Origin of the sequence: Dactylosporangium sp. NBC_01737 (genome assembly GCF_035963215.1) — a bacterium.
Classification (GTDB): domain Bacteria; phylum Actinomycetota; class Actinomycetes; order Mycobacteriales; family Micromonosporaceae; genus Dactylosporangium.
Genome location: NZ_CP109153.1, coordinates 12,895,068 through 12,917,831, shown reverse-complemented (window position 1 = coordinate 12,917,831; position 22,764 = coordinate 12,895,068). Strand labels below are relative to the sequence as shown.

Annotated in this window: 23 protein-coding genes, 2 pseudogenes and 1 riboswitch; of the genes and pseudogenes, 12 read left to right on the top strand and 13 right to left on the bottom strand. The window is 75.0% G+C overall.

Features of this window, described 5'->3' with window-relative positions; genetic code table 11:
* The first annotated feature begins 54 nt into the window (after positions 1-54).
* Positions 55-894 (top strand): LysR family transcriptional regulator, encoded by an 840-nt coding sequence (locus OHA72_RS59615; protein WP_327011889.1) that lies wholly within the window; start codon positions 55-57, stop codon positions 892-894.
* An 18-nt stretch (positions 895-912) separates the two neighbouring features.
* Here OHA72_RS59615 and OHA72_RS59610 read toward each other — a convergent pair whose 3' ends face one another.
* Both OHA72_RS59610 and OHA72_RS59605 read right to left on the bottom strand, forming a co-directional pair.
* The gene (locus tag OHA72_RS59610; RefSeq protein WP_327011888.1) at positions 913-1,227 is read right to left on the bottom strand and encodes a nuclear transport factor 2 family protein; all 315 of its coding nucleotides are present in this window, start codon (positions 1,225-1,227) and stop codon (positions 913-915) included.
* Positions 1,228-1,299: 72 nt separating this feature from the next.
* Positions 1,300-2,136: pseudogene (locus OHA72_RS59605) on the bottom strand (SDR family oxidoreductase); the annotation flags it as partial.
* A gap of 217 nt (positions 2,137-2,353) precedes the next feature.
* Here OHA72_RS59605 and OHA72_RS59600 point away from each other — a divergent pair.
* A complete protein-coding gene (locus OHA72_RS59600) occupies positions 2,354-2,767 on the top strand; it encodes a hypothetical protein (protein ID WP_327004930.1) in 414 nt (137 codons plus the stop codon).
* A gap of 83 nt (positions 2,768-2,850) precedes the next feature.
* On the opposite strand, the gene OHA72_RS59595 is transcribed toward OHA72_RS59600, so the two are convergent.
* Positions 2,851-3,327 carry a hypothetical protein gene (locus tag OHA72_RS59595; protein WP_327004929.1) on the bottom strand — a complete coding sequence of 159 codons (477 nt, stop codon included), beginning with the start codon at positions 3,325-3,327 and terminating at the stop codon, positions 2,851-2,853.
* Positions 3,328-3,731: 404 nt separating this feature from the next.
* Between OHA72_RS59595 and OHA72_RS59590 the strand changes: the two genes are divergently transcribed.
* Positions 3,732-4,898, top strand: coding sequence for an MFS transporter (locus OHA72_RS59590; RefSeq protein WP_327004928.1), 1,167 nt, complete (start codon positions 3,732-3,734; stop codon positions 4,896-4,898).
* 230 nt (positions 4,899-5,128) lie between these two features.
* Here OHA72_RS59590 and OHA72_RS59585 read toward each other — a convergent pair whose 3' ends face one another.
* Positions 5,129-6,364 carry a hypothetical protein gene (locus OHA72_RS59585; RefSeq protein ID WP_327004927.1) on the bottom strand — a complete coding sequence of 412 codons (1,236 nt, stop codon included), beginning with the start codon at positions 6,362-6,364 and terminating at the stop codon, positions 5,129-5,131.
* Positions 6,365-6,369: 5 nt separating this feature from the next.
* Positions 6,370-6,831, bottom strand: coding sequence for a hypothetical protein (locus OHA72_RS59580; protein WP_327004926.1), 462 nt, complete (start codon positions 6,829-6,831; stop codon positions 6,370-6,372).
* Between the two features lie 85 nt (positions 6,832-6,916).
* Here OHA72_RS59580 and OHA72_RS59575 point away from each other — a divergent pair, with 85 nt between their 5' ends.
* Positions 6,917-7,663, top strand: a complete 747-nt coding sequence (locus OHA72_RS59575) for a copper resistance CopC family protein (RefSeq protein WP_327004925.1) — start codon at positions 6,917-6,919, stop codon at positions 7,661-7,663.
* Positions 7,664-7,690: 27 nt separating this feature from the next.
* Here the strand turns inward: OHA72_RS59575 and OHA72_RS59570 are convergent, their stop codons facing one another.
* On the bottom strand, positions 7,691-7,936 hold the full coding sequence (locus tag OHA72_RS59570) for a hypothetical protein (RefSeq protein WP_327004924.1): 246 nt from the start codon (positions 7,934-7,936) through the stop codon (positions 7,691-7,693).
* A gap of 98 nt (positions 7,937-8,034) precedes the next feature.
* Positions 8,035-8,160: riboswitch (cobalamin riboswitch) on the top strand.
* A 56-nt stretch (positions 8,161-8,216) separates the two neighbouring features.
* Between OHA72_RS59570 and OHA72_RS59565 the strand changes: the two genes are divergently transcribed.
* The 5 genes and pseudogenes from OHA72_RS59565 (at position 8,217) to cobM (ending at position 14,480) form a co-directional block, all read left to right on the top strand.
* The gene (locus OHA72_RS59565; RefSeq protein WP_327004923.1) at positions 8,217-10,265 is read left to right on the top strand and encodes a VWA domain-containing protein; all 2,049 of its coding nucleotides are present in this window, start codon (positions 8,217-8,219) and stop codon (positions 10,263-10,265) included.
* Positions 10,266-10,267: 2 nt separating this feature from the next.
* A complete protein-coding gene (gene cobO, locus OHA72_RS59560; protein ID WP_327004922.1) occupies positions 10,268-10,870 on the top strand; it encodes a cob(I)yrinic acid a,c-diamide adenosyltransferase in 603 nt (200 codons plus the stop codon).
* A pseudogene (locus tag OHA72_RS59555) lies at positions 10,864-12,202 on the top strand (cobyrinate a,c-diamide synthase). Before cobO ends, OHA72_RS59555 begins: the two are co-directional and overlap by 7 nt.
* Positions 12,193-13,743 carry a precorrin-6y C5,15-methyltransferase (decarboxylating) subunit CbiE gene (gene cbiE / locus OHA72_RS59550; protein WP_327004921.1) on the top strand — a complete coding sequence of 517 codons (1,551 nt, stop codon included), beginning with the start codon at positions 12,193-12,195 and terminating at the stop codon, positions 13,741-13,743. The pseudogene OHA72_RS59555 and the gene cbiE overlap by 10 nt, the downstream one beginning before the upstream one ends.
* Positions 13,740-14,480 (top strand): precorrin-4 C(11)-methyltransferase, encoded by a 741-nt coding sequence (gene cobM / locus OHA72_RS59545; protein ID WP_327004920.1) that lies wholly within the window; start codon positions 13,740-13,742, stop codon positions 14,478-14,480. The genes cbiE and cobM overlap by 4 nt, the downstream gene beginning before the upstream one ends.
* On the opposite strand, the gene OHA72_RS59540 is transcribed toward cobM, so the two are convergent.
* Positions 14,460-16,052: a hypothetical protein gene (locus OHA72_RS59540; protein ID WP_327004919.1), complete on the bottom strand. Its 1,593-nt coding sequence runs from the start codon at positions 16,050-16,052 to the stop codon at positions 14,460-14,462. The two genes, cobM and OHA72_RS59540, sit on opposite strands and share 21 nt — an antisense overlap.
* Positions 16,053-16,385: 333 nt before the next feature.
* Positions 16,386-17,627: an MFS transporter gene (locus OHA72_RS59535; protein WP_327004918.1), complete on the bottom strand. Its 1,242-nt coding sequence runs from the start codon at positions 17,625-17,627 to the stop codon at positions 16,386-16,388.
* A gap of 53 nt (positions 17,628-17,680) precedes the next feature.
* On the opposite strand from OHA72_RS59535, the gene OHA72_RS59530 reads away from it, so the two are divergent.
* On the top strand, positions 17,681-18,436 hold the full coding sequence (locus tag OHA72_RS59530; RefSeq protein WP_327004917.1) for an AraC family transcriptional regulator: 756 nt from the start codon (positions 17,681-17,683) through the stop codon (positions 18,434-18,436).
* Positions 18,437-18,476: 40 nt separating this feature from the next.
* Here OHA72_RS59530 and OHA72_RS59525 read toward each other — a convergent pair whose 3' ends face one another.
* The 3 genes from OHA72_RS59525 to OHA72_RS59515 form a co-directional block, all read right to left on the bottom strand.
* Positions 18,477-18,941 (bottom strand): hypothetical protein, encoded by a 465-nt coding sequence (locus tag OHA72_RS59525; protein ID WP_327004916.1) that lies wholly within the window; start codon positions 18,939-18,941, stop codon positions 18,477-18,479.
* A 108-nt stretch (positions 18,942-19,049) separates the two neighbouring features.
* Positions 19,050-19,307, bottom strand: coding sequence for a hypothetical protein (locus OHA72_RS59520; RefSeq protein WP_327004915.1), 258 nt, complete (start codon positions 19,305-19,307; stop codon positions 19,050-19,052).
* Positions 19,308-19,450: 143 nt separating this feature from the next.
* The gene (locus OHA72_RS59515) at positions 19,451-20,086 is read right to left on the bottom strand and encodes a TetR/AcrR family transcriptional regulator (RefSeq protein ID WP_327004914.1); all 636 of its coding nucleotides are present in this window, start codon (positions 20,084-20,086) and stop codon (positions 19,451-19,453) included.
* Positions 20,087-20,142: 56 nt separating this feature from the next.
* Between OHA72_RS59515 and OHA72_RS59510 the strand changes: the two genes are divergently transcribed.
* Positions 20,143-20,433: a hypothetical protein gene (locus tag OHA72_RS59510; RefSeq protein ID WP_327004913.1), complete on the top strand. Its 291-nt coding sequence runs from the start codon at positions 20,143-20,145 to the stop codon at positions 20,431-20,433.
* Positions 20,433-21,353, top strand: a complete 921-nt coding sequence (locus OHA72_RS59505; RefSeq protein ID WP_327004912.1) for a class I SAM-dependent methyltransferase — start codon at positions 20,433-20,435, stop codon at positions 21,351-21,353. Before OHA72_RS59510 ends, OHA72_RS59505 begins: the two co-directional genes overlap by 1 nt.
* Before the next feature lie 43 nt (positions 21,354-21,396).
* Here the strand turns inward: OHA72_RS59505 and OHA72_RS59500 are convergent, their stop codons facing one another.
* Together OHA72_RS59500 and OHA72_RS59495 are read right to left on the bottom strand one after the other, a co-directional pair.
* Complete coding sequence (locus OHA72_RS59500; protein WP_327004911.1) at positions 21,397-22,080, bottom strand: TraB/GumN family protein; 684 nt, start codon at positions 22,078-22,080, stop codon at positions 21,397-21,399.
* A 48-nt stretch (positions 22,081-22,128) separates the two neighbouring features.
* Positions 22,129-22,689, bottom strand: a complete 561-nt coding sequence (locus tag OHA72_RS59495; protein WP_327004910.1) for a TetR/AcrR family transcriptional regulator — start codon at positions 22,687-22,689, stop codon at positions 22,129-22,131.
* Positions 22,690-22,764 lie beyond the last annotated feature (75 nt).

Genomic DNA, 22,764 nt, shown 5'->3' with positions numbered 1-22,764 from the left:
GTGCGCTGTGATACCCGGGCGGTATCACAGCGGTATGGTCGGTCGGTGGACACGCTGGAGACCCGCGAGCTCAGGTACTTCGTCACGGTCGCCGAGGAGCTGCACTTCAGCCGGGCGGCCGAGCGGCTCGGCATCGCCCAGCCGCCGCTGTCGCGGGCGATCCAGCAGCTCGAGCGACGCCTTGGCGTCACCCTGCTCGAACGCAACCGCCGCGGCGTCACGCTCACCGGCGCGGGTCAGGTGCTCCTCGACGAGGCCCGCGCGATCCTGGACAGCGCCGCCGCGGCCGCTCGCCGTACCCGCCGCGCCGCGACCTTCACCGGCCGGCTGACGCTCGCCACGAAGGCCGGCGCGAACCATGAGCTGCTGCGCAAGCTGCTCGACGCGCACGCGGCCGAGCCCGGTGCGGCCGAGATCGAGGTGCTGCTGTGCGGCCTGGGCGACCAGGCCCGGATGCTGCGCGACGGCCGCGCCGACGTGGCGCTCATGCAGCGGCCCTTCGACGCCCTCGCCGGCTTCGACACCGAGGACCTGCTGACCGAGCAGCAGGTCGCCATCCTGCCCGCCGAGCATCCCCTCGCCGCGCGCACGTCCCTGACGATGGCCGACATCGGCGCGGTGCCGGACCTGCCGCTCGCCCGCTGGCCCCGTCAGGACGGCACCTACGAACCCGGCCCGGGCCCCGAGATCCACGACCAGTCACAACTGGCCCAGCTCATCGCCCTCGGCCACACCGCGGCGGTGCTCTGCGCCTCGTCCCGGTCATGGCTGTGGAGCGCGCACGCCGCGGTGCACCTGACCGACGCGCCGCACGTCACCACCGTGCTCGCCTGGCCCGCGCACAGCCGCTCCCGGGCCGTCGCCGGCCTGGTCCGCACGGCGGCCCGGTTGTGAGGCGCGCGGGGCCGCGGCTCAGCGTGGCTCCGCCGGGGGATCGAAGTAGCTGACCTCCTCACGGACGATCGCGCCGCCGGCCACGGTGTACAGGCACACCTTCGTCGCCTCGGCGCGCCGCCCGGTCGGGCGGTGGGTCTGGTCGAAGGTGAACCGGACGGCGAACCGGTCGCCGCCGACGAACGGGCCGTCGGCGGCCACGGCGTGGATCTCCAGGTCGGCGGTCAGCCGCTCGGCGTTCGCCATGACGGCGGGCAGGCCGCGCAGCTCCGTGCGCTCGCCACCGGTCTCGGCGGGCGCGACGCGGACCACGCCCGGGTCGATGAGCGCCACCGCGCGGTCCGTCCGCCCGGCGCGGAACGCCTCGACGTAGCGCCGGGCGACCTCCTCGACCGGTAGCGGCCGGAAGTCCGCGGCGTGGTCGCGGGCCCATTGCGCGAACGGGCGGGCCGGCGACCCGGTCAGGTCCCGCACGGTGTCCGTCACCGGCTCCGGCGCGGCGACCAGCGAGGCCCAGTAGCCCAGGGCGGCGTCGGCGAACCCGGGCTCCGCCCAGCTCAGCATCTCCGCGCGGGCCTCGTCGTGGCCGGCCTCCTCGGCGCGTGCCGGCACACCGGCCGCCGCCCCGATCAGCCGCACCTGCTCGGCCTGCGTGACCGTGGCCGGCCCGGTGAGGACGTAGGCGCGCCCGGCATGCCCGGGCGAGGTCATGGCCACGACTGCGGCGTCGGCGAGGTCCCGCTCGTGGATGAGCGACCGGGCGGCCCGCAGGTACGGTGCCCGCACCGGCCGCCCCGCCCGGATCGCCGGGGACCACTGCAGCGTGTTGGTGGCGAAGCCGCTGGCCCGCAGGAACGTCCAGTCGGCACCGCTGCGCCGGATCGCGTCCTCGACCTGGCCCCACACGCCGTTGCGCTCCGGCGGGGCGTCATCGCGCACGCTCATCGCCGAGACGTACACGACCCGCCGCCCCGGCCGGCCGATCGCGGCCGCGACGTCGTCGATGCCGTCGGCGGTCATGAAGGGCCACACCAGCAGCACCGCGTCGACGTCCTGCGCCGCGGCGTGCAAGGCGCCGGGATCCCGCACGTCCGCGCTGACCCGGTCGACGCCGTCGGGCAGGCCGCTCGCGTCGCGGGCCATCCCGCGCACCGCGACACCCCGGTCGTGCAGCGACGCCACCACGTGCCGCCCGATGTTGCCTGTCGCCCCGATCACCAGGGCCCGCTTGATGTCCGTCATGCCGGCCATGGTTCGCCGTGAACCAAGGTTGAGGTCAAGGGCCGCGCCGGTCCGGTGATCCACCGCAAGCCGGCGCTGGTGGCGCAGGCGGGTCGCCATCAGTCGGTTCGGCTGATGTGGGGGTGGCACGTTTCCGGGATTTTGGGTGGGTCGGGTGGCCGTACCGTTAGGTCCAACAGCGCAACACCGAGATACGCATCCGAGAGGACCACCCCCCATGAGCGAGTACGGCGAGATCGAGACCGGCGAGAGCCACAGCGGCCTCTCCGAGGCGCACGCGGAGGCCGGCAGCGAGCAGGACTACAGCTCGCAGTACGGCATCCTCGAGCAGGACCACCAGAGCATCGAGCACACCGAATACGAGAACGTCAAGCACATCGAGTACACGGACGCCGCGGGCAACCACTACGAGGTCACCGAGTACACGCACTACGAGCACACCGAGATCGAGTCGGAGCACACCTACGCCGCGTACGGCCAGGACGGCTCCGCCGGGTTCGGCGCGGCCGAGGTCGAGGCGACCGACGCCTCCTCGGACTCGCAGGTCATGTCGCTGACGGAGCGGTTCGAGAGCTTCCTCGGTGACGTCCTGGACGGCCCGAACTACGAGATCTCCGACAGCAGCGCCTGACCCACCCGCACGGGTGCGTCTCGACTGCGCTAGGAACGCCGGTCAGCCTCCGCTGGCCGGCGTTCCGCGCTGTCCGGCCGGGGTCACGCCCGGGTGACCAGGTCCGGCAGCAGCTGCGCCACCCGGTCCCGCGCGGCAGACGCAGGCGTCCGGGCGAAGACGAACTCGACGATGATGCCGCCGGCCGCCCACGCGCACCACGCCCCGGCCGGGTCCTGCGCGGTCACGCCCGGGCCGGTCGCGTCGCGGCACAGGGCGACGCCGCCGAACGCCGGGGGATCCACCTGGACCAGCTCGCCGGGCCAGGCGGCCGTGATCGAGCGCTCCGGGTCCTTCGCGGCGAGCCACATCTCGACCGACCACCGCGGGCCCTCCTCGGTGAACCGCTGCCCGATTTGGCCGGTCACCACCACCCGCTGCCGCGGGTCGAGGGCGAGCTCGTAGACCGCCGCGTACGGCTCGGCGACCCCGGCGACCCGCTGCCGCTCCAGCTCCACACTGACCGTCGCGGCGTCGTCCGCCCGGCGCAGCGGCCCGGCCTTCGCCGGCGCGACGAGCACCCACCTGCGGGCCGCAGCCTCCGTCGCGCTGCTGCTGGGTGCCGCGGACCGCGCCGCCGCGCGGCCGGGGACGGCGCCGCCGGGCCGTGCCGGGCGTAGCCGTACAGGCTCAAGCAGGCAGTCACCACGGTCACACCGGCCGTCAGCAGTGCCACCCGGTTCGGGCGCCGGGCCGGCCGGGCGGGCGGCGGCCCGGGCTCCGGTGGCTCGACCGGCTCGACCGGCTCGGGCACGCCGGGCGCGCCGGTGGCCGGGGGCCCGTCGGGCGGGTGCCACTGCGAGCTGGGCACGGGCGCGACCACTGCGACTCCCACCGTCGGAACATCGGACCGGCGCAGAATACGGGAGCCCGCCACCGCGGACGGGGCCGTGCGTCGGGGGCCGCCGACGGTACCGTGGCGGACATGGCGGCCACGAGAACGGTCGATGCCCGGCGTGGGCGCCTGGACCTGGGCATCCTCACGGCTGGTCTTGCGGTGTCGACGGCCGGCGACGCCGCCGCGTTCATCGCCCTGCTGCTGCGGCTCCAGCCGCACGGCAGCGGCTGGGTCGCCGTGCTGCTGGCCGCCGAGCTGGTGCCGTTCGTGGTCCTGGCACCGGTGGTGGGCCGGGTCGTCGACCGGGTCGAGACCCGCGCCGTGCTCATCGTCGCGCTGCTCGGGCAGGCGGTCGTCGCGGTGCCCCTCGCGCTGCTGGACGGGCCGGTGCCGACGGTGCTGCTGTTCGCCGCGCTCGCGGGGCTGGCGGCGTTCGTGCGGCCGGCGACCAGTTCCCTCGTCCCGGCCATCACCGGCCCCGACGGGCGGGAGCGCGGCTTCGCGCGGCTCGGCCTCGGGTTCGGGCTCGGCTGGATCGCCGGACCCGCCGCCGGTGGCCTGCTCACCGGGTGGTTCGGCGTGCGGACCGCGGTGCTCGCCGACGCGGCCACGTTCGCGGTGCTCGCCGGCGCGTGCGCGCTGCTCACCGTCCGCCGCCGCCCCGACCCGGCGGCCGCGGCCAACGACCGGTCCGGTGGGCTGCGGCTGCTGCTCGCCGACCGGGTCCTGGCCGTCGCGGTCCTCGGCGCCGCCGTCAGCGTCGGCGCGGCCGTCGTGGACAACGTCGCGGCGCCGTTCCGCTTCATCGGCCAGCTCGGCGCCACCGACGGCCAGTACGGGCTGTACCTGACGCTGTGGGGCGTGGGCGCGCTCGCCGGCTCGCAGGTCCTGCCCCACGTCCGGACCAGCCACCGGGGCGCGGTCGCCGTCGCGTGCCTGGCCATGGGCGCCGGGATCGCCGGCATCGGCGTCGCGCCCGGCCTGCTGGTCGCCTACGCCGCGGCCGTCGTCGGCGGCGTGGGCAACGGGATGCTGAACGTCGCACAGAGCGCGCTCGTCACGGCCCGCACCCCGCCGGAGCGGCACGGCCGCCTCTTCGCGACCGTCGGAGCCGTCACCTGGACCGCGATCGGCGGTGGCACCGCGGCCGCGGCACCCCTCGTCGCCTGGCTCGGCGGCGGCGGCGCCCTGATCACCGCCGGCGTCGCCTCGATGCTCGTCGCCGTGGTCGTCCTGGCCTTCACGAGCGCGTAAGGGTCCGTGCTGATACCGCTCGGGGGTGTCGGGTGGGTGACAGGTCGGCGCAAGTGTTCGCCAAGTGGGCGCCAAGTCCCACCCGGCATGCTCTTCTCAGCAGCAACCGAAAGGGTCGTACCGGCCCTCGCACGGACTAGCTCGAAGGCCCCCCTTCGATACACATATATCGCTGGACCGGTAGAGCGGCGCTCCTCCCTCGCGCCGCTCTACCAAGCATTCACCGCACGTCAGCCGGTGAAGAGCAGCAGCAGGCCCGCGACCGTGTAGGCGACCATCAGCCCCAGCAGCGGCACCTGGCCGGTCATGGCCTGCGCGCGGGGGAAGAGTTTCAGGGCCCGGTCGTGGGCGAGGACCGTGCCGACCAGGTGGCCGAGGATGATGGCGGTGATCTGGACGTTGGCGACGCCCGTCGGGGTGATGACGCCGGTCCACGGGTCGAAGTCGGGGTGGTCGAGCAGCAGCGCGACGGTGCGCTGGCCCTCCAGGACGAACAGCGAGTAGTAGTGGGCGACGACGTAGCCGACGACGATCGGCACGATCGAGTGGGCCAGCTCGCCCGGGGTGCGCTCCGCCGACGTGTGACCGCGCCTGCCCGCGGTGCGGGTCGCCACGGTGTACGCGACCGCCACCGCGCCGATCACGGCGAGCAGGCCGAGGGTGCCGGTGACGGGGGCGGGCAGCCCGTTCTCCTGGGTGAAGCGCAGCCAGAACAGGGCGCCGGACATCGCATCGTAGAAGGTGGCGCCGAGCAGGATGACGACGACCGCGACCAGGCCGGGGGCGGGGCGCAGGCCGGCGATCCCGTCCAGGGGGTTGCGCCACACCAGGGTGCCGTCGGGGCGGCGGCCGACGACGGCGAGCCGGCCGACGAGGTCGCTGAGGACCTCGAACGCGTCGCCACGGGTGAACCAGTCGGGGCCGTAGACGAAGGCGCCGGCGAGCATCGCCACGGCGTACACGGCGAGCCAGGTGCCGATGACCGGCAGGGTCGCCCGGTCCGGGGCCACCAGCTCCAGCCAGGCGAACGCGAACAGCCCTGCCGCGGCCGGCCAGTAGCCGACGGCGTCGGGCAGCGCGCGGCGGGCGGTGAAGCCCAGCGACAGGGTCCGCAGCGGGTTCAGCGACCGCCAGACCGGGCCGAGCAGCAGCGACAGCGGGACCAGCCCGACCCAGAACAGCACGTACACGATCCCGGCGGCCGGGTTGTCGGCGCTGTCGGGCAGCGTGAACGTCCACGCCAGCACCCCGAGCAGCGCGATGCCGAGCAGCCGCGGCACGACGGCGGGCACGGCGAACGCCCCGATCGGTCGTCCGGCGGCGGGGTCGAGCCGCGGCGAGCGCCACGCCACACCGAGCACCAGGAACGACACGATGAGCGCGGCGGCGGCGCCGACGAGCAGCTGGCCCAGGGTGAGCGGCAGGTCCTGGCGGCCACCGACGCCGTGCGCCAGGACCGGGGTCACCGCGTTCAACGGACCACGAGCTGGAAGAGCACCAGGTGCGACGAGTGCGTCTCCACCTCGAACAACCCGGTCCGGTCGACCCGCAGGTCGAGCGAGGCCGGCGTGCCGGCCGGCAGCGTCAGGGTCTTGTCGTAGCCGTGGACGTGCAGCTCGTCGGCCACGTCGGAGGTGACCGTGATGCGCACCAGGCCGCCCTTGCCGACCTCGATCCGGCCGGTCGGCGGGGTGACCTTCCGCTTCGCGACGGTGACGACGATCTCCTTGTCGACCGCGGAGACCGGCGAGGCGGCCGCGGACGTCGACGCGGCGGCCGGCGATGGCGCGTCGGTCCCCGGGACGGTCGCGATACTGGTCGACGCGGCCGGCGCCGGTGTGCCGGCGGCGGTGGACGGAGGGGACGAGTCGCAGCCGGCGGTGAGGAACGCGAGCAGGCAGGCGGCGGCGACGATGGGGCGGACGGCAGGCACGAAGCAGGCTCCCGGGGCGGCGGGTTCGTTAGGGACGTGAATTTAGCGTCTTGTCGCTCACGGGGGAACCCGGCATCATGTGCCGATGCGATCGGGCAGCACGAAAACGGTCACTACGATCCGGCTCGCGGTGCTGACGATCGTCGCCGCGCTCGGCGTCGTGCTGCCGGCGGGGCCCGCGGCCGCGCACGGGCAGCTGGCGATGTCCGACCCGGTGCAGGACAGCACCGTGGACCAGCCGCGGGCCGACGTGTCGCTGTACTTCACCGAGCAGCCGGCGTCCTTCGCGTGGTTCACCGTCACCGCGCCGTCGGGGCAGCGGGTCGACGGCGGGTGGCGCGGCGGGGAGCCGAAGCGCCTGGACAAGCCCGTCCAGGAGTACTTCCTGGTCGACGGGAAGTTCGAGCCGAAGGTCTACAACACCGGGTTCCCGGCGCTGGTCACCGTGTCGCACTGGCCGGAGCAGGGGCTGTACGTCGTGGCGTACCAGTCGGTCGCCTCCGACGGTGAGGCGGTGAAGGGGCAGCTGCGGTTCACCTACAGCGGCCCGGCGACGGCGGCACCGGCGGGCTGGACCGCGCCGACGGCCGGGCCGTCCGAGGCGCTGACCCGGGCGCTGAGCAAGGAGAGCGCCCCGGCGGCGACCGCCGGGCCGACCGCCGGGCCGCAGCAGGCGCTGCCGCCGCCCGCGACCCCGGCGACGCCGTTCGTGCTCACCGACTGGCTGCTGCCGGGGCTGCTCATCGTGGGTGTCGGCGCCATGATCTGGCTCGCCGCCCGGCGGGCACCGGTGCAGCCGGAGAAGAAACGCCGCAGGGCCGCCCTCCGGTAACGGGGACGGCCGCCGCGATCGGGGCGCTCAGCTGGTCGCGGATCCGCAGGTCAGCTGGATCTGGCCGGTGAGCCGGTCGGCGAACCCGGGGTCGGCGACGACCCGCTGCTGGTACTGCTCGACCTGCGCGTCGCTCAGCCACATGGCGCGGGTGCCGGGCGGCGCCACCGACGTCTCCGGCGCGAGCGGCGGCAGCCGCCGGTGCACGGCCGCGACCAGCAGACCTGCGGTCAGCACGACACACAGGAGGGCGTGCGCCACGGTCCTGCCCACGTCACCTGTTCGGCCCGGTCCGGCGGTACCGAAGGATTTGGGTCACGTTGACGTCACTGGGAGCCGTGGGACACGATGAACCCCGAGCGGTCATAGGGAGGAACCCAGTGCGAGTCTGGGACGGTCCCGCCACTGTGACCGGGGAGCCACCCTCCAGGGCTCGGACCACGGCCGCACACGGCCGGAAGGTCGGGGGGCGGCGGCGATCCGGGAGTCAGGAGACTCCGGCCGCTCATGCCATGACCGGCGGGCGCGGACCCGCTCGATAAGGATGTGCCCGTTGACGTCGCCGTATCCGTTCTCGGCCGTGGTCGGCCTGCCCGACCTGCGCCTCGCCCTGCTGCTCACGGCCGTGTCCCCGGCGATCGGCGGGGTCCTCGTCCGGGGTGAGAAGGGCACCGCCAAGTCGACCGTCGTGCGGGGCCTCGCCACGCTGCTGCCGGAGGTCGACGTCGTCGCCGGCTGCCGCTTCGCCTGCGACCCGGCCGCGCCCGACCCGTCCTGCCCCGACGGCCCGCACTCCCTGGACACGCCCGCCTCGCGCCGCCGCTCCGCTCTGGTGGAGCTGCCCGTCGGCGCGACCGAGGACCGGGTCGTCGGCACCCTTGACCTGCAGCGGGCCCTCGGCGACGGGGTCAAGGCCTACGAGCCCGGCCTGCTCGCCGCCGCCCACCGCGGCGTGCTCTACGTCGACGAGGTCAACCTCCTGCCCGATCACCTCGTCGACCTGCTCCTGGACGCCGCCGCGATGGGCCGCGCCCACGTCGAGCGCGACGGGGTCTCCGTCAAGCACGCCGCCAGGTTCCTCCTCGTCGGCACCATGAACCCGGAGGAGGGCGAGCCGCGCCCGCAGCTCGTCGACCGGTTCGGCCTGGTCGTCGGGGTCACGTCGCCGACCACGCCCGCACCCCGGGCCGAGGTGGTGCGGCGGCGCCTGGCGTACGAGCTGGACCCCGAGACGTTCGCGGCCCGCTTCATCGAGGAGGACGCCGCGCTCGCCGCCCGGATCGCCACCGCCCGGCGCGCGCTGCCCGGGGTGACGCTGCCGGACCGTCAGCTGGACCGGATCGCGCGGATCTGCCTGGCCTACAGGGTGGACGGGCTGCGCGCCGACATCGTCGTGGCCCGCACCGCGGTCGCGCTGGCCGCCTGGCACGGCCGGACCGTGGTGACGAAGGACGACCTGCGCGACGCGGCCCGGCTCGCCCTGCCGCACCGGCGCCGGCGCGACCCGCTCGACCCGCCGGGCGCGGATCAGGAGCGCCTGGAGGAGATCCTGGACCAGGAGCTCGGCGACGACTCCGACGACCCGGACGACGACGCCGACGACGACCCCGCCAACCCCGACGATCCCGACGACGACCCTGATACCGGCGGCCCGTCCACCGCCGGAGAACCGGCCGATTCCGGCGACGGCGGCGGCGGTCCTGGCGGCGCACCGGACAACCCCGGTCCGCCGCCGACAGGTCCGCCGCCCACCGGCGATCACGCCGCGCAGGCGCCGCCCTCGCAGGTCGAACCCACGCCGGGTGAATCCTCCGGCGGGCCGGTCACGCAGCCGGCGGGGGAGCTGGCGTTCGCGCAGGCGCCGTACAAAACGCGGCTGCTGAAGATCGGCGGCCGGGCCAACCGGCAGCAGGGCGCCCACGCCGGCCGGCGCTCACCCGCGCACGGGCGGCACGGGCGGGTCGTGCGGTCACGGCAGCCCACCGGCGGCAAGCTCGTCAGCCTGCACCTGCCCGACAGCGTGCGCGCCGCGGCGTTGCGCGGCTCCCGCAGCGTGCACGCCCAGGACCTCCGCGAGGCGGTCAAGGTGGGCCGGGAGGCCAACCTGGTGCTGTTCGTCGTCGACGCGTCCGGCTCGATGGCCGCCCGGCAGCGCATGACGGTCGTGAAGACCGCCGTGCTGTCGCTGCTGCGCGACGCGTATCAGCGCCGCGACAAGGTCGGCATGATCACCTTCCGCGGTGCGGAGGCCGCGACCGTCCTCGAGCCGACCGCCAGCCACGAGGTCGGCGTGCTGCGCCTGGCCGAGCTGCGCACCGGCGGCCGCACGCCCCTCGCGGCCGGGCTTCGCCAGGCCGCCCGCGCGCTGCACGGCGAGCGGCGCCGCGACGCCCGCCGCCGGCCCCTGCTCGTCATCGTCACCGACGGCCGGGCGACCAGCGGCGCCGACCCGCTGACCGTCGCGCCCGCGCTCGCCGGCGTCCCCGCCGTGGTCGTGGACTGCGAGTCCGGACCCGTCCGGCTCGGCCTCGCCCGGCGCCTCGCCCGCGCCCTGTCCGCCGACTGCGTCCCGCTGTCGGCCCTGTCCACCGTGGGGAGCTGAACATGCCGCAGGGCAAGGTCGAGAGCGTGCCCGACGACGGGCTCACCACCCGCCAGCGCCGCAGGCAGCACGTCCTGGCCGTCCACACGGGCCAGGGCAAGGGCAAGTCGACCGCCGCGTTCGGGATGGCGCTGCGCGCGTGGAGCGCCGGCTGGCCGATCGCCGTGTACCAGTTCGTGAAGAGCCCGAAGTGGAAGGTCGGCGAGGAGACCGCGCTCAAGGCGCTCGGCGAGACCGGCAAGGGCGGTCCGGTCGTCTGGCAGAAGATGGGCGAGGGCTGGTCCTGGATCCAGCGGCCCGGCGCCGACCGCGACCACGCCGCCGAGGCCGCCGAGGGCTGGGAGCAGATCAAGCGCGACCTGGCCGCCGAGGCGCACCGGTTCTACGTGCTCGACGAGTTCACGTACCCGATGAAGTGGGGCTGGGTCGACGTCGCCGACGTCGTCGCCACGCTGCGGGACCGGCCCGGCAACCAGCACGTCGTCATCACCGGCCGGGACGCGCACCCCGACCTGATCGACCTCGCCGACCTGGTCACCGACATGACGAAGGTGAAACACCCGATGGACGCGGGGCGCAAGGGCCAGCAGGGCATCGAGTGGTAGCCAGGATCGTCATCGCGGCACCGGCGTCCGGGCACGGCAAGACGACCGTGGCGACCGGCCTGCTCGCGGCGTTCGCGGCGCGCGGTTTGACGGTGGCGCCGTTCAAGGTCGGGCCCGACTACATCGACCCCGGCTACCACGCCCTCGCCGCCGGGCGGCCCGGCCGCAACCTGGATCCCGTGCTGGTCGGCGAGGACCGGATCGGGCCGCTGTTCGCGCACGGCGCGGCCGGCACCGACATCGCCGTCGTCGAGGGCGTCATGGGCCTGTTCGATGGGCGCACCGGCGCGGGGGAGTTCGGCTCGACCGCGCACGTCGCGAAGCTCCTGCAGGCGCCGGTCGTCCTCGTCGTCGACGCCACCGCTCAGGCCCGCTCGATCGCCGCGGTCGTGCACGGCTTCCGCTCGTTCGGCTCCGGCGTGCGCATCGCCGGCGTCGTGCTCAACCGGGTCGGCTCCGACCGGCACGAGCAGATCCTCCGCGACGCGTGCGGCGAGGTCGGCACCCCCGTCCTCGGGGTGCTGCGCCGCCACGACGCGGTCGCCGCACCGTCGCGGCACCTCGGCCTCGTCCCCGTCGTCGAGCGGCACGCCGAGGCCATGGCGTCGGTGCGTGCCCTCGCCGCCGTCGTCACCGCCGGCGTCGACCTCGACGCGGTCCTCGCCGTTGCCCGCGCCGCCCCCCGTGCCGTTCGCGCCGTGGTCGCCGTCGGTGGCCGAGCCCGTTCCCGGCCGCCCGGTCGTCGCGGTCGCCGGTGGTCCCGCGTTCTCGTTCGGCTATGCCGAGACCGTCGAGCTGCTCACCGCCGCCGGCGCCGAGGTGTCCACAGTGGACCCGGTGCGGGACGAGTCGCTGCCGCCCGGCACCCGCGGGCTCGTCGTCGGTGGCGGCTTCCCCGAGGTGTACGCGCAGCAGCTGTCCGACAACACGCCGCTGCGCGAGGCGGTCGCCGCCCTCGCCGCCCGAGGCGGGCCCGTCGCGGCCGAGTGCGCGGGGCTGCTGTGGCTGGCGAAGTCCCTGGACGGCAGGCCGATGTGCGGCGTGCTGCCGGTCGACGCGGGCATGACGCCGAAGCTGACCCTCGGCTACCGCGACGCCGTCGCCGTCGGTGACAGCATCCTCGCCCCGGCCGGCACCCGGGTCAGCGGCCACGAGTTCCACCGCACCGCGGTCACCCCCCCGGCCGGCGCCACCCCGGCGTGGGCGTGGCGGGGCGAGGGCGGCACCGTGCGGGAAGGGTTCACGGCCGGGTCGGTGCACGCGTCATACCTGCACCTGCACTGGGCCGGCACGCCCGGCCTGGCCCATCGGCTGGTCGCCGCATGCGTCTAGTGCTCGGGTTCGGCGCCCGTTCCGCCGCCACCGCCGACGACGTGGCGGCGCTGCTGCCGCCGCTGGACGGAGCCGTCGTCGCGCTGTCCACGGTGGACGGACGGGCGGACCTGGCTCGCGAGCTGGCATCCCGGCGCGGCTGGGAGGTCGTCACCCACCCGGCGGAGGCGCTCGCCGGCGTGCAGGTGCCGACCCCGTCGGCGACCGTCGCCGCCCACGCCGGCACCCCGAGCGTCGCGGAGGCGGCGGCGCTGCTCACCGCCCGCGCGACCGGTCCCGCGCTCCTGCTGCTGGACAAGCGTTCCTCGGCGGTCGCCACCGTCGCCGTCGCCGCGCTCGCGCCCGCCGTGACCGTGGTCGGCATCGGCGCCGACGGCCTCGGTTCCCTGGCCCCGGACGGGCGTGCCGCGCTCGCCGCCGCCACGGTGCTGTTCGGCAGCGCCCGGCAGCTCGACCTCGTCACCGACGTCACCGGCGCCGACATCGTCACCGGGGCCGGTGTCCATCGGGTCGCGTGGCCGTCGCCGCTCGTGCCGGCACTGCCGCGGCTCCTCGCCGAGCACCACGCCGGACGGGTCGTGGTCCTGGCCAGCGGGGACCCCATGTTCCACGGCATCGGCACCACGCTCGTGCGGCTGCTCGGCGCCGCGCACGTGCACGTCGTGCCGCACCCGTCGGCGGTGTCCCTCGCCTGCGCGCGGCTCGGCTGGGCCCTCGACGACGTCGAGGTCGTCAGCGCCGTCGGCCGGTCCGTGGATGCGCTGCGCCGGGTCCTGCACGACGGGCGGCGGGTCCTGATCCTCAGCGCCGGCGCCGGCACCCCGGCGCAGGTGGTGCAGATCCTGCGGGAGACCGGGTTCGGCGGCAGCGACGTCACCGTCCTGGAGTCGCTCGGCGGCCCGGACGAGCGCGTCCACCACGACGCCGACCGGGCCGGCCCGCTGAACGTCGTCGCGGTCGACTGCCGCGGCGGCGGCGGGATCCCGGTGGTGCCCGGGCTCGCCGACGGGTCGTACACCTCCGACGGCCAGCTCACCAAGCGCGAGATCCGCGCCGTCACCCTCGCGGCCCTCGGCCCGCGCCCCGGCGAGCTGCTGTGGGACGTCGGCGCCGGCTCCGGCAGCATCGCGATCGAGTGGCTGCGCGCGCACCGGTCGTGCCGCGCCGTCGCAGTAGAACGCGACCCGGTGCGCGCCGGACGGGTCACCGCGAACGCCGGCGCGCTCGGCGTCCCGCACCTGTCCACTGTGGTCGGTGCGGCACCCGAGGCTCTCGACGGCCTGGCACCACCCGATGCAGTCTTCATCGGCGGCGGCTTCACCGCGGCCGGGGTGTTCGAGCGCTGCTGGTCGGCGCTGCGCCCCGGCGGCCGGCTGGTCGTCAACGCAGTCACCGTCGAGTCGGAGCGGCTCGTCGCCGACCTCCACGCGACGCACGGCGGTGAACTGACCCGGATCGCGGTCCAGCGTGCCGCGCCCGTCGGCGGGTTCCTCGCCTGGCGGCCGATGATGCCGGTGACCCAATGGGTGGTGTGGAAATGACGGTGTACTTCATCGGTGCCGGGCCCGGCGCCGCGGACCTCATCACGGTGCGGGGCCGTGACGTGCTCGCCCGCACGCCGGTCTGCCTGTACGCGGGCAGCCTCGTGCCGGTCGAGCTGCTCGAGGTGTGCCCGCCGGGGGCGCGGCTCGTCGACACCGCGAACCTCGACCTGGACCAGATCCTCGCCGAGCTGACCGCCGCGCACGCGGCCGGGCTCGACGTGTCCCGGCTGCACTCCGGCGACCCGTCGGTGTTCAGCGCGATGGCCGAGCAGCTGCGCCGGCTCGACGCCGCTTCGGTGCCGTACGAGATCGTGCCGGGCGTGCCCGCGTTCGCCGCCGCGGCCGCCTCGCTCGGCCGGGAGCTGACCGTGCCCGGCGTCGCGCAGACCCTCATCCTCACCCGCACCGCGGCCAGGGCCACCCCGATGCCGCCGGGCGAGGAACTGTCCACATTGGCCGCCAGCCGCGCCACGATCGTGCTGCACCTGGCCGTGCAGCGCATCGAGGTCCTGGTCGAGGAGCTCCTCCCCTGGTACGGGGAGGACTGCCCGGTCGCGGTCGTCGCCAGGGCCAGCCGCGCCGACGAGGTGATCCTGCGCGGCACCCTCGCCGACATCGCCGGCCAGGTGCGGGAGGCCGGCATCCTGCGCACCGCGGTCATCGTCGTCGGCCGGGTCCTCACCGCCGAGGAGTTCCCCGACAGCCACCTGTACTCAACCACCCGGCCCCGCTGAGGTTCCGGCCGCGCGGCGGACCCGGGCGACGTGGTCGGCGGCGGCGCGGTCGAGGGCGTCGTCCCGGCACCACTGGGCGGCCAGGGACGGCAGGCCGGCCGCCGCGGCCCGGGCGGCCCGCCCGGGGTCGTGCCGGCGCGACCCGCCGCAGTCCCACTGGAACCGCAGGCCTTCGAGGGGGCGTTCGACGGGGCGGGACAGCTCGGCGAGGAGCCCGTCGTCGGCGAAGCCGAGCCCGCGGATCCACGCGACGCGGTCGGCGGTGACGGGCGCGCCGTACGCCCGGTCGATCCAGGCCAGCTGGAACGCCGCGTGCGCCGACGGCCGGGCCAGCAGCACGGCACCGTAGGCGGTGAACGCACCGCCCAAGGTGGACTCGATCCTGCCGCGTAGGAAGGCGTCGTCCGCGTCGTCCAGCCGGGCCGGGCGGGCCGCGTCGACCGCGTCCAGCGCCCACCGCACCCGTTCCACGCCGGGATGCTGCCGCCGGTGCTGATCCAGCAGCTCCCGGCCGGGAGCGCCGAACGACGCGAACGCCGCCACCAGGGCGTTGAACTCCGACGGACCCAGCCGGTCCTCGTGCAGCATCGGCAGCAGGTGGACGAGCATCGTCTCGTCGCGCAGGCCGGCCACCGCGTCCGGCACCGCCGCACCGAACCGCGGGCCGGGCCAGCGGTCTGGGGCCTGCGCCACGCAGCGCCGCAGGAGCTCGCGCAGCGGCACCGGATCCGTGCCGAGACCGGCGCACCGCCGCCGCAGGGTCAGCTCCGAGAGCGCCTCGGCGGCGCCCGGCCGCGAGATGAGCCACGGGACGAGCCGCTCGCTCGCCGGGTGCGCGGCGACCCGCTCGACGATCCCGGGCGACAGCGGCCCACCGTGGCACAGCGCCTCGATGTGCTCGGCGGCGATGGTGTCGACCCCCGACATCACGAGGATCTCGGCCGCCGCACGGCGCACCCCGGCACCCCGGTCGCCGTGCAGGAGGCCGCGCAACAGGTCCGCGAGGCCGGGCGGGCGGTCGCGGACGATCCAGTCCCGCAGTCGGTGCTGGGCGAGGAACCTGACGACGTCCTCGTCGGTCTCGCCGCCGTCCTCACCGCCTTCCTCGCCGCCTTCCTTGCCGCCTTTCTCGGCGACGAAACGCTCGACGTGGGCGGTGGCGCCGGCGGGGAGCCGCAGGTGCCGGTCGGTGACGCGCTCCATCGTCTCCGGCCACCGGTGCACGCCCAGCGCCCGGGCCCGGTCGGGCGCGACCGCGTCGAGTGAGACCGCCGCCGTCTGCCACGGGTCGCGGCGCGCCGTGACGAGCTCGACGAGCGCCTCGGCCGCCGCGTCGCCCGCCGCCGGACCCAGCCGTTCCAGGCCGACGCAGGCCCAGTACCGCAGATCCCTGTCACCGCTGAGCGCGTCCAGCAGCAGCGGCACCGCCGCCGGCCCCGCGCCGTCGAGGAACTCGCGCAGCTTCTGGTCCGGCTGGTGCGGCGACGGCGTGAACTCGCTGTCCCAGTGGCGGTCGCTCCACACCTCGAGCCGGAACCGCTCGAACAGCCGCTCGGCCTCGGCGCCGTCCATGCCCTCGACCCTAGACCGGGTGCGCCACCTGCGCGCTCAGTGCCGGCCCGCGGACGGCGGCGGTGGGGCAGGAAGACGGTGCACTGCATCGTGCCGGGCCGGGGCCGCGGACCTCATCACCGTGGGGGGCGTGATGTGCTCGCCCGGGACGCCCGCGGTCCTGGAACCGGCCCATTCGGCTCTGCCGCGGCGCGCCCGGATGGATCTGGCGACCGGGGACGTCATCACGGTGGCCGGCTACGGCTCGCTGCCGACATGGCAGCCGGTCACCACCAACGTCGTCGAACGCGTCTGGGGACAGACCGCGCCGGACACCGCGGTCGCGACCTCCCGCTACAACTGGGCCGACGACGGCGTCGACGACGGCGTCCGCGGTCCGGTGCTGGCCGCGGCGGACGCCGCCTGGCCCGGTTCGCGCAGCGCGGCGGACAGGGCCACGGCAACCACGGGGACGATCGCGAGGGCGACGAACGCACCGCGGGGGCCGTGCTGCTCGGCGATGAGGCCGAGCAGCGGCATGCCGAGCCCGCCGGCGCTGACGGCCAGGCCGAGGGTGACCCCGGCGGCGGTGCCGGGGCGGCTGGGCAGGTAGTCCTGGCCGAGCTTCACCAGCACCGCGAACGGGATGTTCGTGACCAGGCCGACGAGCAGGACCAGCGGCAGCGCGGCGTACCTGTCCGGGCACAGCAGCATCGCGGCGATCGCCGGGCCGAGCAGGAGATTGCCGAGCCGCACGGTGCGCACCAGGCCGATCCGGTCCGCGATCCGCCCGCCGGCGAGCGTGCCCAGGACCCCGCCGCCGAGCTGCAGGGCGAGGGCGGCACCGCCGAGTGTGCTGGACGCGCCGAGCGTGTCGATCCAGTACAGCGCCACGAACGTGTTGACGCCGAACGAGACGGCGGACCGGACGATCTCGACCCCGGTCAGCACGGCGAACATGCCGGGCCGGTCCCGGCCGGGCGCGGCGGTCCTCGCGGCGGCCCGGCCCGTGACGCGGCGCTGGTGGCGCAGCAGGACGAAGCCCATGAGCACGGCCGGCGGGATGAACAGGGCGGTGGCGCCGACACCCCACGCGTCCAGCGCGGGGGTTGCGAGGGCCGGCGCGACGAAGAACCCGACGCTGCCGCCGGCCGCGAAGTAGCTCATCGCGGTGGTGCTGGACCCAGCGGCGAGCCGCGCGTCGCGCCCCGCGGCGGGGTGGAACATCGCGACGCCGAGCCCGGACAGCAGCAGCAGCGCCCACACCAGGAGGTACGACGGCGCGACCCCGGCCAGCCCGGCGCCGGTGCCGGCGAGCGCCACCCCGACCGGCGACATCCACGGCAGCCGGCGGCGGTCGGCGATGACGCCGAACACCAGCTGCGGCAGTGAGCTGCCGAGCGCGGCGGCCATCGCCAGACCCGCGGCCGCGACGTAGCCGTAGTGGCGGTCGAGGACGAAGTACGGCACGGCGGCGGGCACCAGGCCCTGGTAGAAGTCGTCGACGGCGTGCGCGGCCGCCCACACGCGCATCCGCCGCCACGGGGACGGTTCGCGGGTCGCGTCCGGCGCGGTCGTCAGTTCGGCGGTGCTCACGTATCCAAGATCGCAGTGACCGACGGTGCGGACTTCCGGTATTCTGCCGATCGATGTCGAAAATCCGCCACATGCCGGTGGCGCCGACGAAGTCGACCGAGCACGGCTCCGGCGCGTTCATCGACCGGCACCGCCACGACCAGCATCAGCTGGTCTACGTCAGCCGGGGCGTGATCGCCGTGCAGACCGAGGCCGGCGGGTGGGTCGCCGCCGCTGACCGGGCCGTGTGGATCCCCGCCGGGTGCTGGCACGAGCACCGCTTCCATGGCGCGAGCGCGTTCCACACCGTGGGTTTCCCGGCCGCGGACCCGCCGCTGCCGGTCGGCGCGCCGACCGTCGTCGCGGTGGGCCCGCTGCTGCGGGAGCTGCTCGTCGCCTGTACCGACGCGGACCTGCCCGCCGCCGAGGAGTCGCGGCTGCGCGCGGTGATCCGCGACCGGCTGCACCGGGCGCCGCAAGAGCCGGTGTCGCTGCCCGCGCCGCAGGACGGGCGGCTCGCCGCCGCGTGCGCGTCCGCCGCCGCCCGGCTCGACGAACCGCGCACCCTGCGGTCCCTGGCCCGCGAGGCGGGCGCGAGCGAGCGGACCCTCGCCCGCCTGTTCCGCGCCGAGTTCGGCATGACGTATCCGCAGTGGCGCACCAACGTCCGCGTCTACCAGGCGATGATCCTGCTCGCCGGCGGCACGTCCGTCACGACCGCCGCGCTGCGGTGCGGCTTCGCGACCCCGAGCGCGTTCGTCGACACGTTCCGCCGCGCGACCGGCCAGACCCCGGGCGTGTACCGGGCCCGCGAGCAGTCCGGTGGCTGATCGGGGCGGCGCAGTCCCCGGACCTGCGCCGCCGGGAGACTCAGGTGCAGTGCTTCAGGTGCGAACGGATCTCCGCGGGGACGTTGGCCTGGCAGACATTGTCGGTGCCGCCCATGACGGCGGCCCACGTCTTCTTCGCGGTGTCGTACTTGAACACGACCACGGCGGTGTCCATCGCCTCCGGCTGGGTCAGGGCCGTCGCGTATCCCTGGTAGCAGCTGATGTCCTTGAAACCCTTGCCGAGGATGATGGCCCCGGCGACCTCGGCGTTGGCCTGGAACGCCTTCTGCAGCATGGTCGCGTCGACGGGGCAACCCCCGCCGGTCGCCGCCGCGCTGGACTTGCCCGGTGCCGCACTCGACGGCGCCGCGGCGCTCGACGTGCCGGCGGCCGGCGCGGCGCCGGACGTCGCACCCGCCGGTGCTGCGGTGTCGGCCGGGTCTTCGGAGGAACATCCGGCCAGAGCGATCGCCGCGAAGGCGATCGGGAGCACTGCTCGTGTCATCACACGCGGAATCCTTGCGCCTGCGGCCCTTGCGTGGTTGTCGTCCATCGGACATCTACATTGGACAGACGGCGGATGCCGTCCGGCGGCGGGCCCCGCGATCACGGCTCATTGTTGACGGGCGAGCTTCGCGGTGTGCATGAGGTCGCGGAACTCGTAGGAGTCGCTGTGCTGCAGACGCTTGCCCACGGCGCGGATGGTGTCGGGGTCCAGGGTCCGGTGGACGTCGGCCCGTAGGACGATCTGCGCCAGGCGGTCCCCGGTGAGATCCAGGAAGTCCGGGCCGTCGGTGAACTCCTCGACGGCGGGGAACCACGGCTCGTCGCGCAGCTGGTGCCACCAGTGGTAGGGGACGAACTCCTGCATCATGTCCACCGCCGGGGCGAACCAGCCGTGGGGCGCATAGGCGAGGGTGCGATGGGGCCCGCCTCGTGCCAGCCCAGGTCCTGCAGGCGGGTGAACAGCCGCCGGATCCGCGCGATGCGGTGTTCGATGCCGGTCACGCCGTATTAGACCAGGATCGCGGCGGCGGTGGTGCGCACGTACCAGCGCTCGAAGTCCACAGTGGACCAGCCGCGGCGCCGCACGAGCCAGTCGTAGTTGTGCCAGTCCATCGCGAGCCACAGCACGTCGGTGACCTGCTCGACGGTGAGGGCGGGGTCGGTGCCGCCGGTCGCGACCAGTTCGGCGGCGAACTGGGCCATGCCCTGCCGGCGTTCGTGATCGTTCTTGGCGAGGATGGCGGCCGCGTCGCCGTCGGCGGTCGCGGCGCCGGCGAGGGCGAGCATCACCTCCGCCTGCCGGGCGTGGGTCTCGGCCAGGTGCCGGGCGTAGCGGGTCAGTTTCGCGCGCGGGTCGGGCAGCGCCTGGATGTCGGCGACGAACTGCCGGTCCGGCAGCGCGACCGGCTCGTCGTCGCCGGCGATGGTCCGGTCGACGAGGTCGGACAGCAGCTGTCGTTTGGAGCCGAACGCCGCGTAGACGGTCTGCACGGCCACGCCCGCCTCGGCGGCGACGGCGGTCAATGGCGTTGCGGCGTAACCGTCGCGGACGAACAGCCGGCCGGCCGCGTCGAGGATCGCCGCGCGGGTCCGCAGCGCCTGTCGCTGCCGCCCCGACGCGTCGTACCGCCTCTTGACAGCCATCCGGTCAGCGTAGTGTTCTATTGGATAGAGGTTAACTCTATTAAAAGGAGTGCGCGGTGTACGGAGTGGTGCAGCAGATGCCGGGCGTGTCGGAGCCCGAGTACCGCATGGTCGAACGCCACCTCGGCCCCGATCGGCCGCCGGGCCTGGTGGCGCACGTTTCGGGGCCGTACGAGGACGGCTGGCGCGTGCTGAACATCTGGGTCGACGAGGCCGCGTTCCGCCGGTTCCAGTCGGAGCGGCTGATGAAGGCGGCCGGTCTCGCGGCGCAGGAGGAAGGCTTCGACCCCGGCAAGGCGGCGGGCTTCAGCTCGTTCACCGTCGTCGGCGAAGAGATGCCCTTCTGATGGACGCCGCCGCGACGGTGGCCGCGTTCTGGGCCGCGGCGGCGCCCGGCTGGATCCGGCACGCCGACCGGCACGACGTGCGCGGCCGGCCGCTCGGTGAGGTCGCGCTGCGGTGGCTCTCGGTGCGGCCGGGGGAGCGGGTCCTCGACGTGGGCTGCGGCTGCGGTGGCACCACCGCCGCACTGGCCGCCGCCGCAACGGCGGCCGGCGTCGAAGTCCCGGCGGGCGGCGACGGCGGCGGTGGGGAAGCGGCCGGCGCCGGAGTCCCGACAGGCGGCGGAGCGGTCGGGGTCGATCTTTCGGCCGCGATGATCGAGGCGGCCCGGTCGCGGTTCCCTTCCGGGCGGCACGCCGGCCTGCGGTTCCTCGACGCCGACATCGAACGCCTCGACGTCGTGCCCGGCGGCCCGTTCGACGCCGCGTACTCGCGGATGGTCCTCATGCTCCTCGCCGACCCGGTCGCCGGCTGCGCGACGGTCCGCCGCTCACTGCGCCCCGGCGGCCGGCTCGCCGCGACCGTCTTCCGCGCCGGGCCGGGCAACGCCTGGCTGCCCGCGGCCATGCTCGGCGCCGCACCGCACCTCGGCGCGCTGCCGCCGCTGCCGGTCGGCGACGAGCCGGGGCCGTTCGCGCTCGCCGAACCGCGGCGCATCGACCGGGTCCTGACCGCCGCCGGGTTCGTCGACGTGGCCGCGGAGCCGCACGACGTGGTCATGGAGGCCCCGGACGAGCCCGAGGACGTCGCCGAGTGGCTGATCGAGCTGGGCCCTGCGGGCGCGCCGTACCGGCAGGCCCCGCCGGACGCCCAGGCCGCCGCCCGCGCGGGCGCCGCGAAGCTGCTCGCCCGCTTCCGCGAATCCGGCACCGGCTACCGGATCCCGTCGGCCCTCTGGCTCGTCACGGCCGTCGTCCCGGGCTGAGACACAAGCGGCTGCCCCCAAGCGGCCTCGCGCGGCGCGGGGCTCAGAAGTCGATGACGGTGAGCCACTCGCCGCCGCGGCGCGGCCGGTAGCCGAGCGTGCCGGCCAGGGCGTGCACCACGGCCGGCATGTGGCCTGCGCCGTACACCACCGCGACGTCGATCGGCTCGGCCGCCCGGGTGCGGTGGATCTCGGTGAGCGCCTCGACCAGCTCACGGTCGCGCTCCTCGACCATCCACCTGGTGAGGAACTCCCGCGACATGCGGACCTCGGTGTCGTCGCTGATCTCGAACTGGCGGCGCAGCAGCCAGCGGGTGCCGCCCACGGCCATCGTCACGGTCAGGTACGGCACCAGGTACACCAGGTCGAGCCAGACCAGCAGCGGCATGCGGTCGCGGCGGCGGGTGTCGCGGAAGACGCCCTCGGGCCAGACGACGGGCACCCCGAGCGCGGCGTAGTCGATGTCCTGGTGCACCAGCGGCCCGAGGCCGCGTTGCCGGGTGAGGCGGAGCGCGACGCTGTAGGCCCGGCCGGTCGAGCTCGGCCCGTCGTAGCCCTCCGCGACGATGAGGTGGCAGCGCCGGAGCCGGTCGGCGACCGCCGTGTAGAAGTCGGCCCGCCCGATGTGCAGCATCGGGAACAGGACGAATCGCAGCGGCTCGGTCCGGTGCCGGAGCGTCACCACGGCCGAGCGCACGCCCAGGAAACTGACCTCGGTGATCTGCACGGCGTCCCCCCGGTGCCCCGTCGATGCGGCCAGGGTAGGACCCGTCGGCTACTGCTTGCGCAGGCCGTCCAGGGCGACGCTCAGGACCCGGTCGCGCTGGGCGGCGTCGACGAACCCGCCGGCGGTCAGCCCGCTGATCATGCGCAGCGTGTCGTCGAACGTCACGTCGGTGCGCACGGCGCCGGCGGCCTGGGCGCGGACCAGCAGCGGCTCGCCGACGCGGTAGATCTCGTCGCGGCAGTGCCGGAACATGTCCGAGTCCCGGTTGAGGGCCTCGTAGATGGCGCGCTTGGTCGCGATGTACGCCACGAAGCGGTGCAGCCACGACACCAGCGCGTCCCACGGCGGCAGGTCGGCGACGTCGTCGGCGGTCTGGCACAGCTGCTCGATCTCGCCGATGTAGACCGTCTCGAACAGGTCCCGCCGGGTGGGGAAGTTGCGGTACAGCGTCCCGATCCCCACACCCGCGCGCCGCGCGATGTCCTCCAGCGACGCGTCGGTGCCGTGCTCGGCGAACGCGTCGCGGGCCGCAGACAGCAGCGCGTCGAAGTTGCGCCTGGCGTCGGCGCGTTGCGGGCGGCGGACGGCGACGGGGGACTCGGCGGACATGGTGTTCTCCAACACACGTGAACGGTTTGAACCGGAGGCACCCCTCCGATAATGTGGAGGCGTACCTCCACTAAT

Excerpts from the sequence above, each read along its gene's own strand:
- OHA72_RS59590 (WP_327004928.1), top strand. The coding sequence starts at position 3,732 with ATGGCGGCCACGAGAACGGTCGATGCCCGGCGTGGGCGCCTGGACCTG.
- OHA72_RS59515 (WP_327004914.1), bottom strand. The coding sequence starts at position 20,086 with ATGGCTGTCAAGAGGCGGTACGACGCGTCGGGGCGGCAGCGACAGGCG.
- OHA72_RS59540 (WP_327004919.1), bottom strand. The coding sequence starts at position 16,052 with ATGGACGGCGCCGAGGCCGAGCGGCTGTTCGAGCGGTTCCGGCTCGAG.
- cobO (WP_327004922.1), top strand. The coding sequence starts at position 10,268 with ATGCCGCAGGGCAAGGTCGAGAGCGTGCCCGACGACGGGCTCACCACC.
- OHA72_RS59575 (WP_327004925.1), top strand. The coding sequence starts at position 6,917 with ATGCGATCGGGCAGCACGAAAACGGTCACTACGATCCGGCTCGCGGTG.
- OHA72_RS59495 (WP_327004910.1), bottom strand. The coding sequence starts at position 22,689 with ATGTCCGCCGAGTCCCCCGTCGCCGTCCGCCGCCCGCAACGCGCCGAC.
- OHA72_RS59505 (WP_327004912.1), top strand. The coding sequence starts at position 20,433 with ATGGACGCCGCCGCGACGGTGGCCGCGTTCTGGGCCGCGGCGGCGCCC.
- OHA72_RS59530 (WP_327004917.1), top strand. The coding sequence starts at position 17,681 with ATGTCGAAAATCCGCCACATGCCGGTGGCGCCGACGAAGTCGACCGAG.
- OHA72_RS59520 (WP_327004915.1), bottom strand. The coding sequence starts at position 19,307 with ATGCAGGAGTTCGTCCCCTACCACTGGTGGCACCAGCTGCGCGACGAG.
- cobM (WP_327004920.1), top strand. The coding sequence starts at position 13,740 with ATGACGGTGTACTTCATCGGTGCCGGGCCCGGCGCCGCGGACCTCATC.
- cbiE (WP_327004921.1), top strand. The coding sequence starts at position 12,193 with ATGCGTCTAGTGCTCGGGTTCGGCGCCCGTTCCGCCGCCACCGCCGAC.
- OHA72_RS59525 (WP_327004916.1), bottom strand. The coding sequence starts at position 18,941 with ATGACACGAGCAGTGCTCCCGATCGCCTTCGCGGCGATCGCTCTGGCC.
- OHA72_RS59600 (WP_327004930.1), top strand. The coding sequence starts at position 2,354 with ATGAGCGAGTACGGCGAGATCGAGACCGGCGAGAGCCACAGCGGCCTC.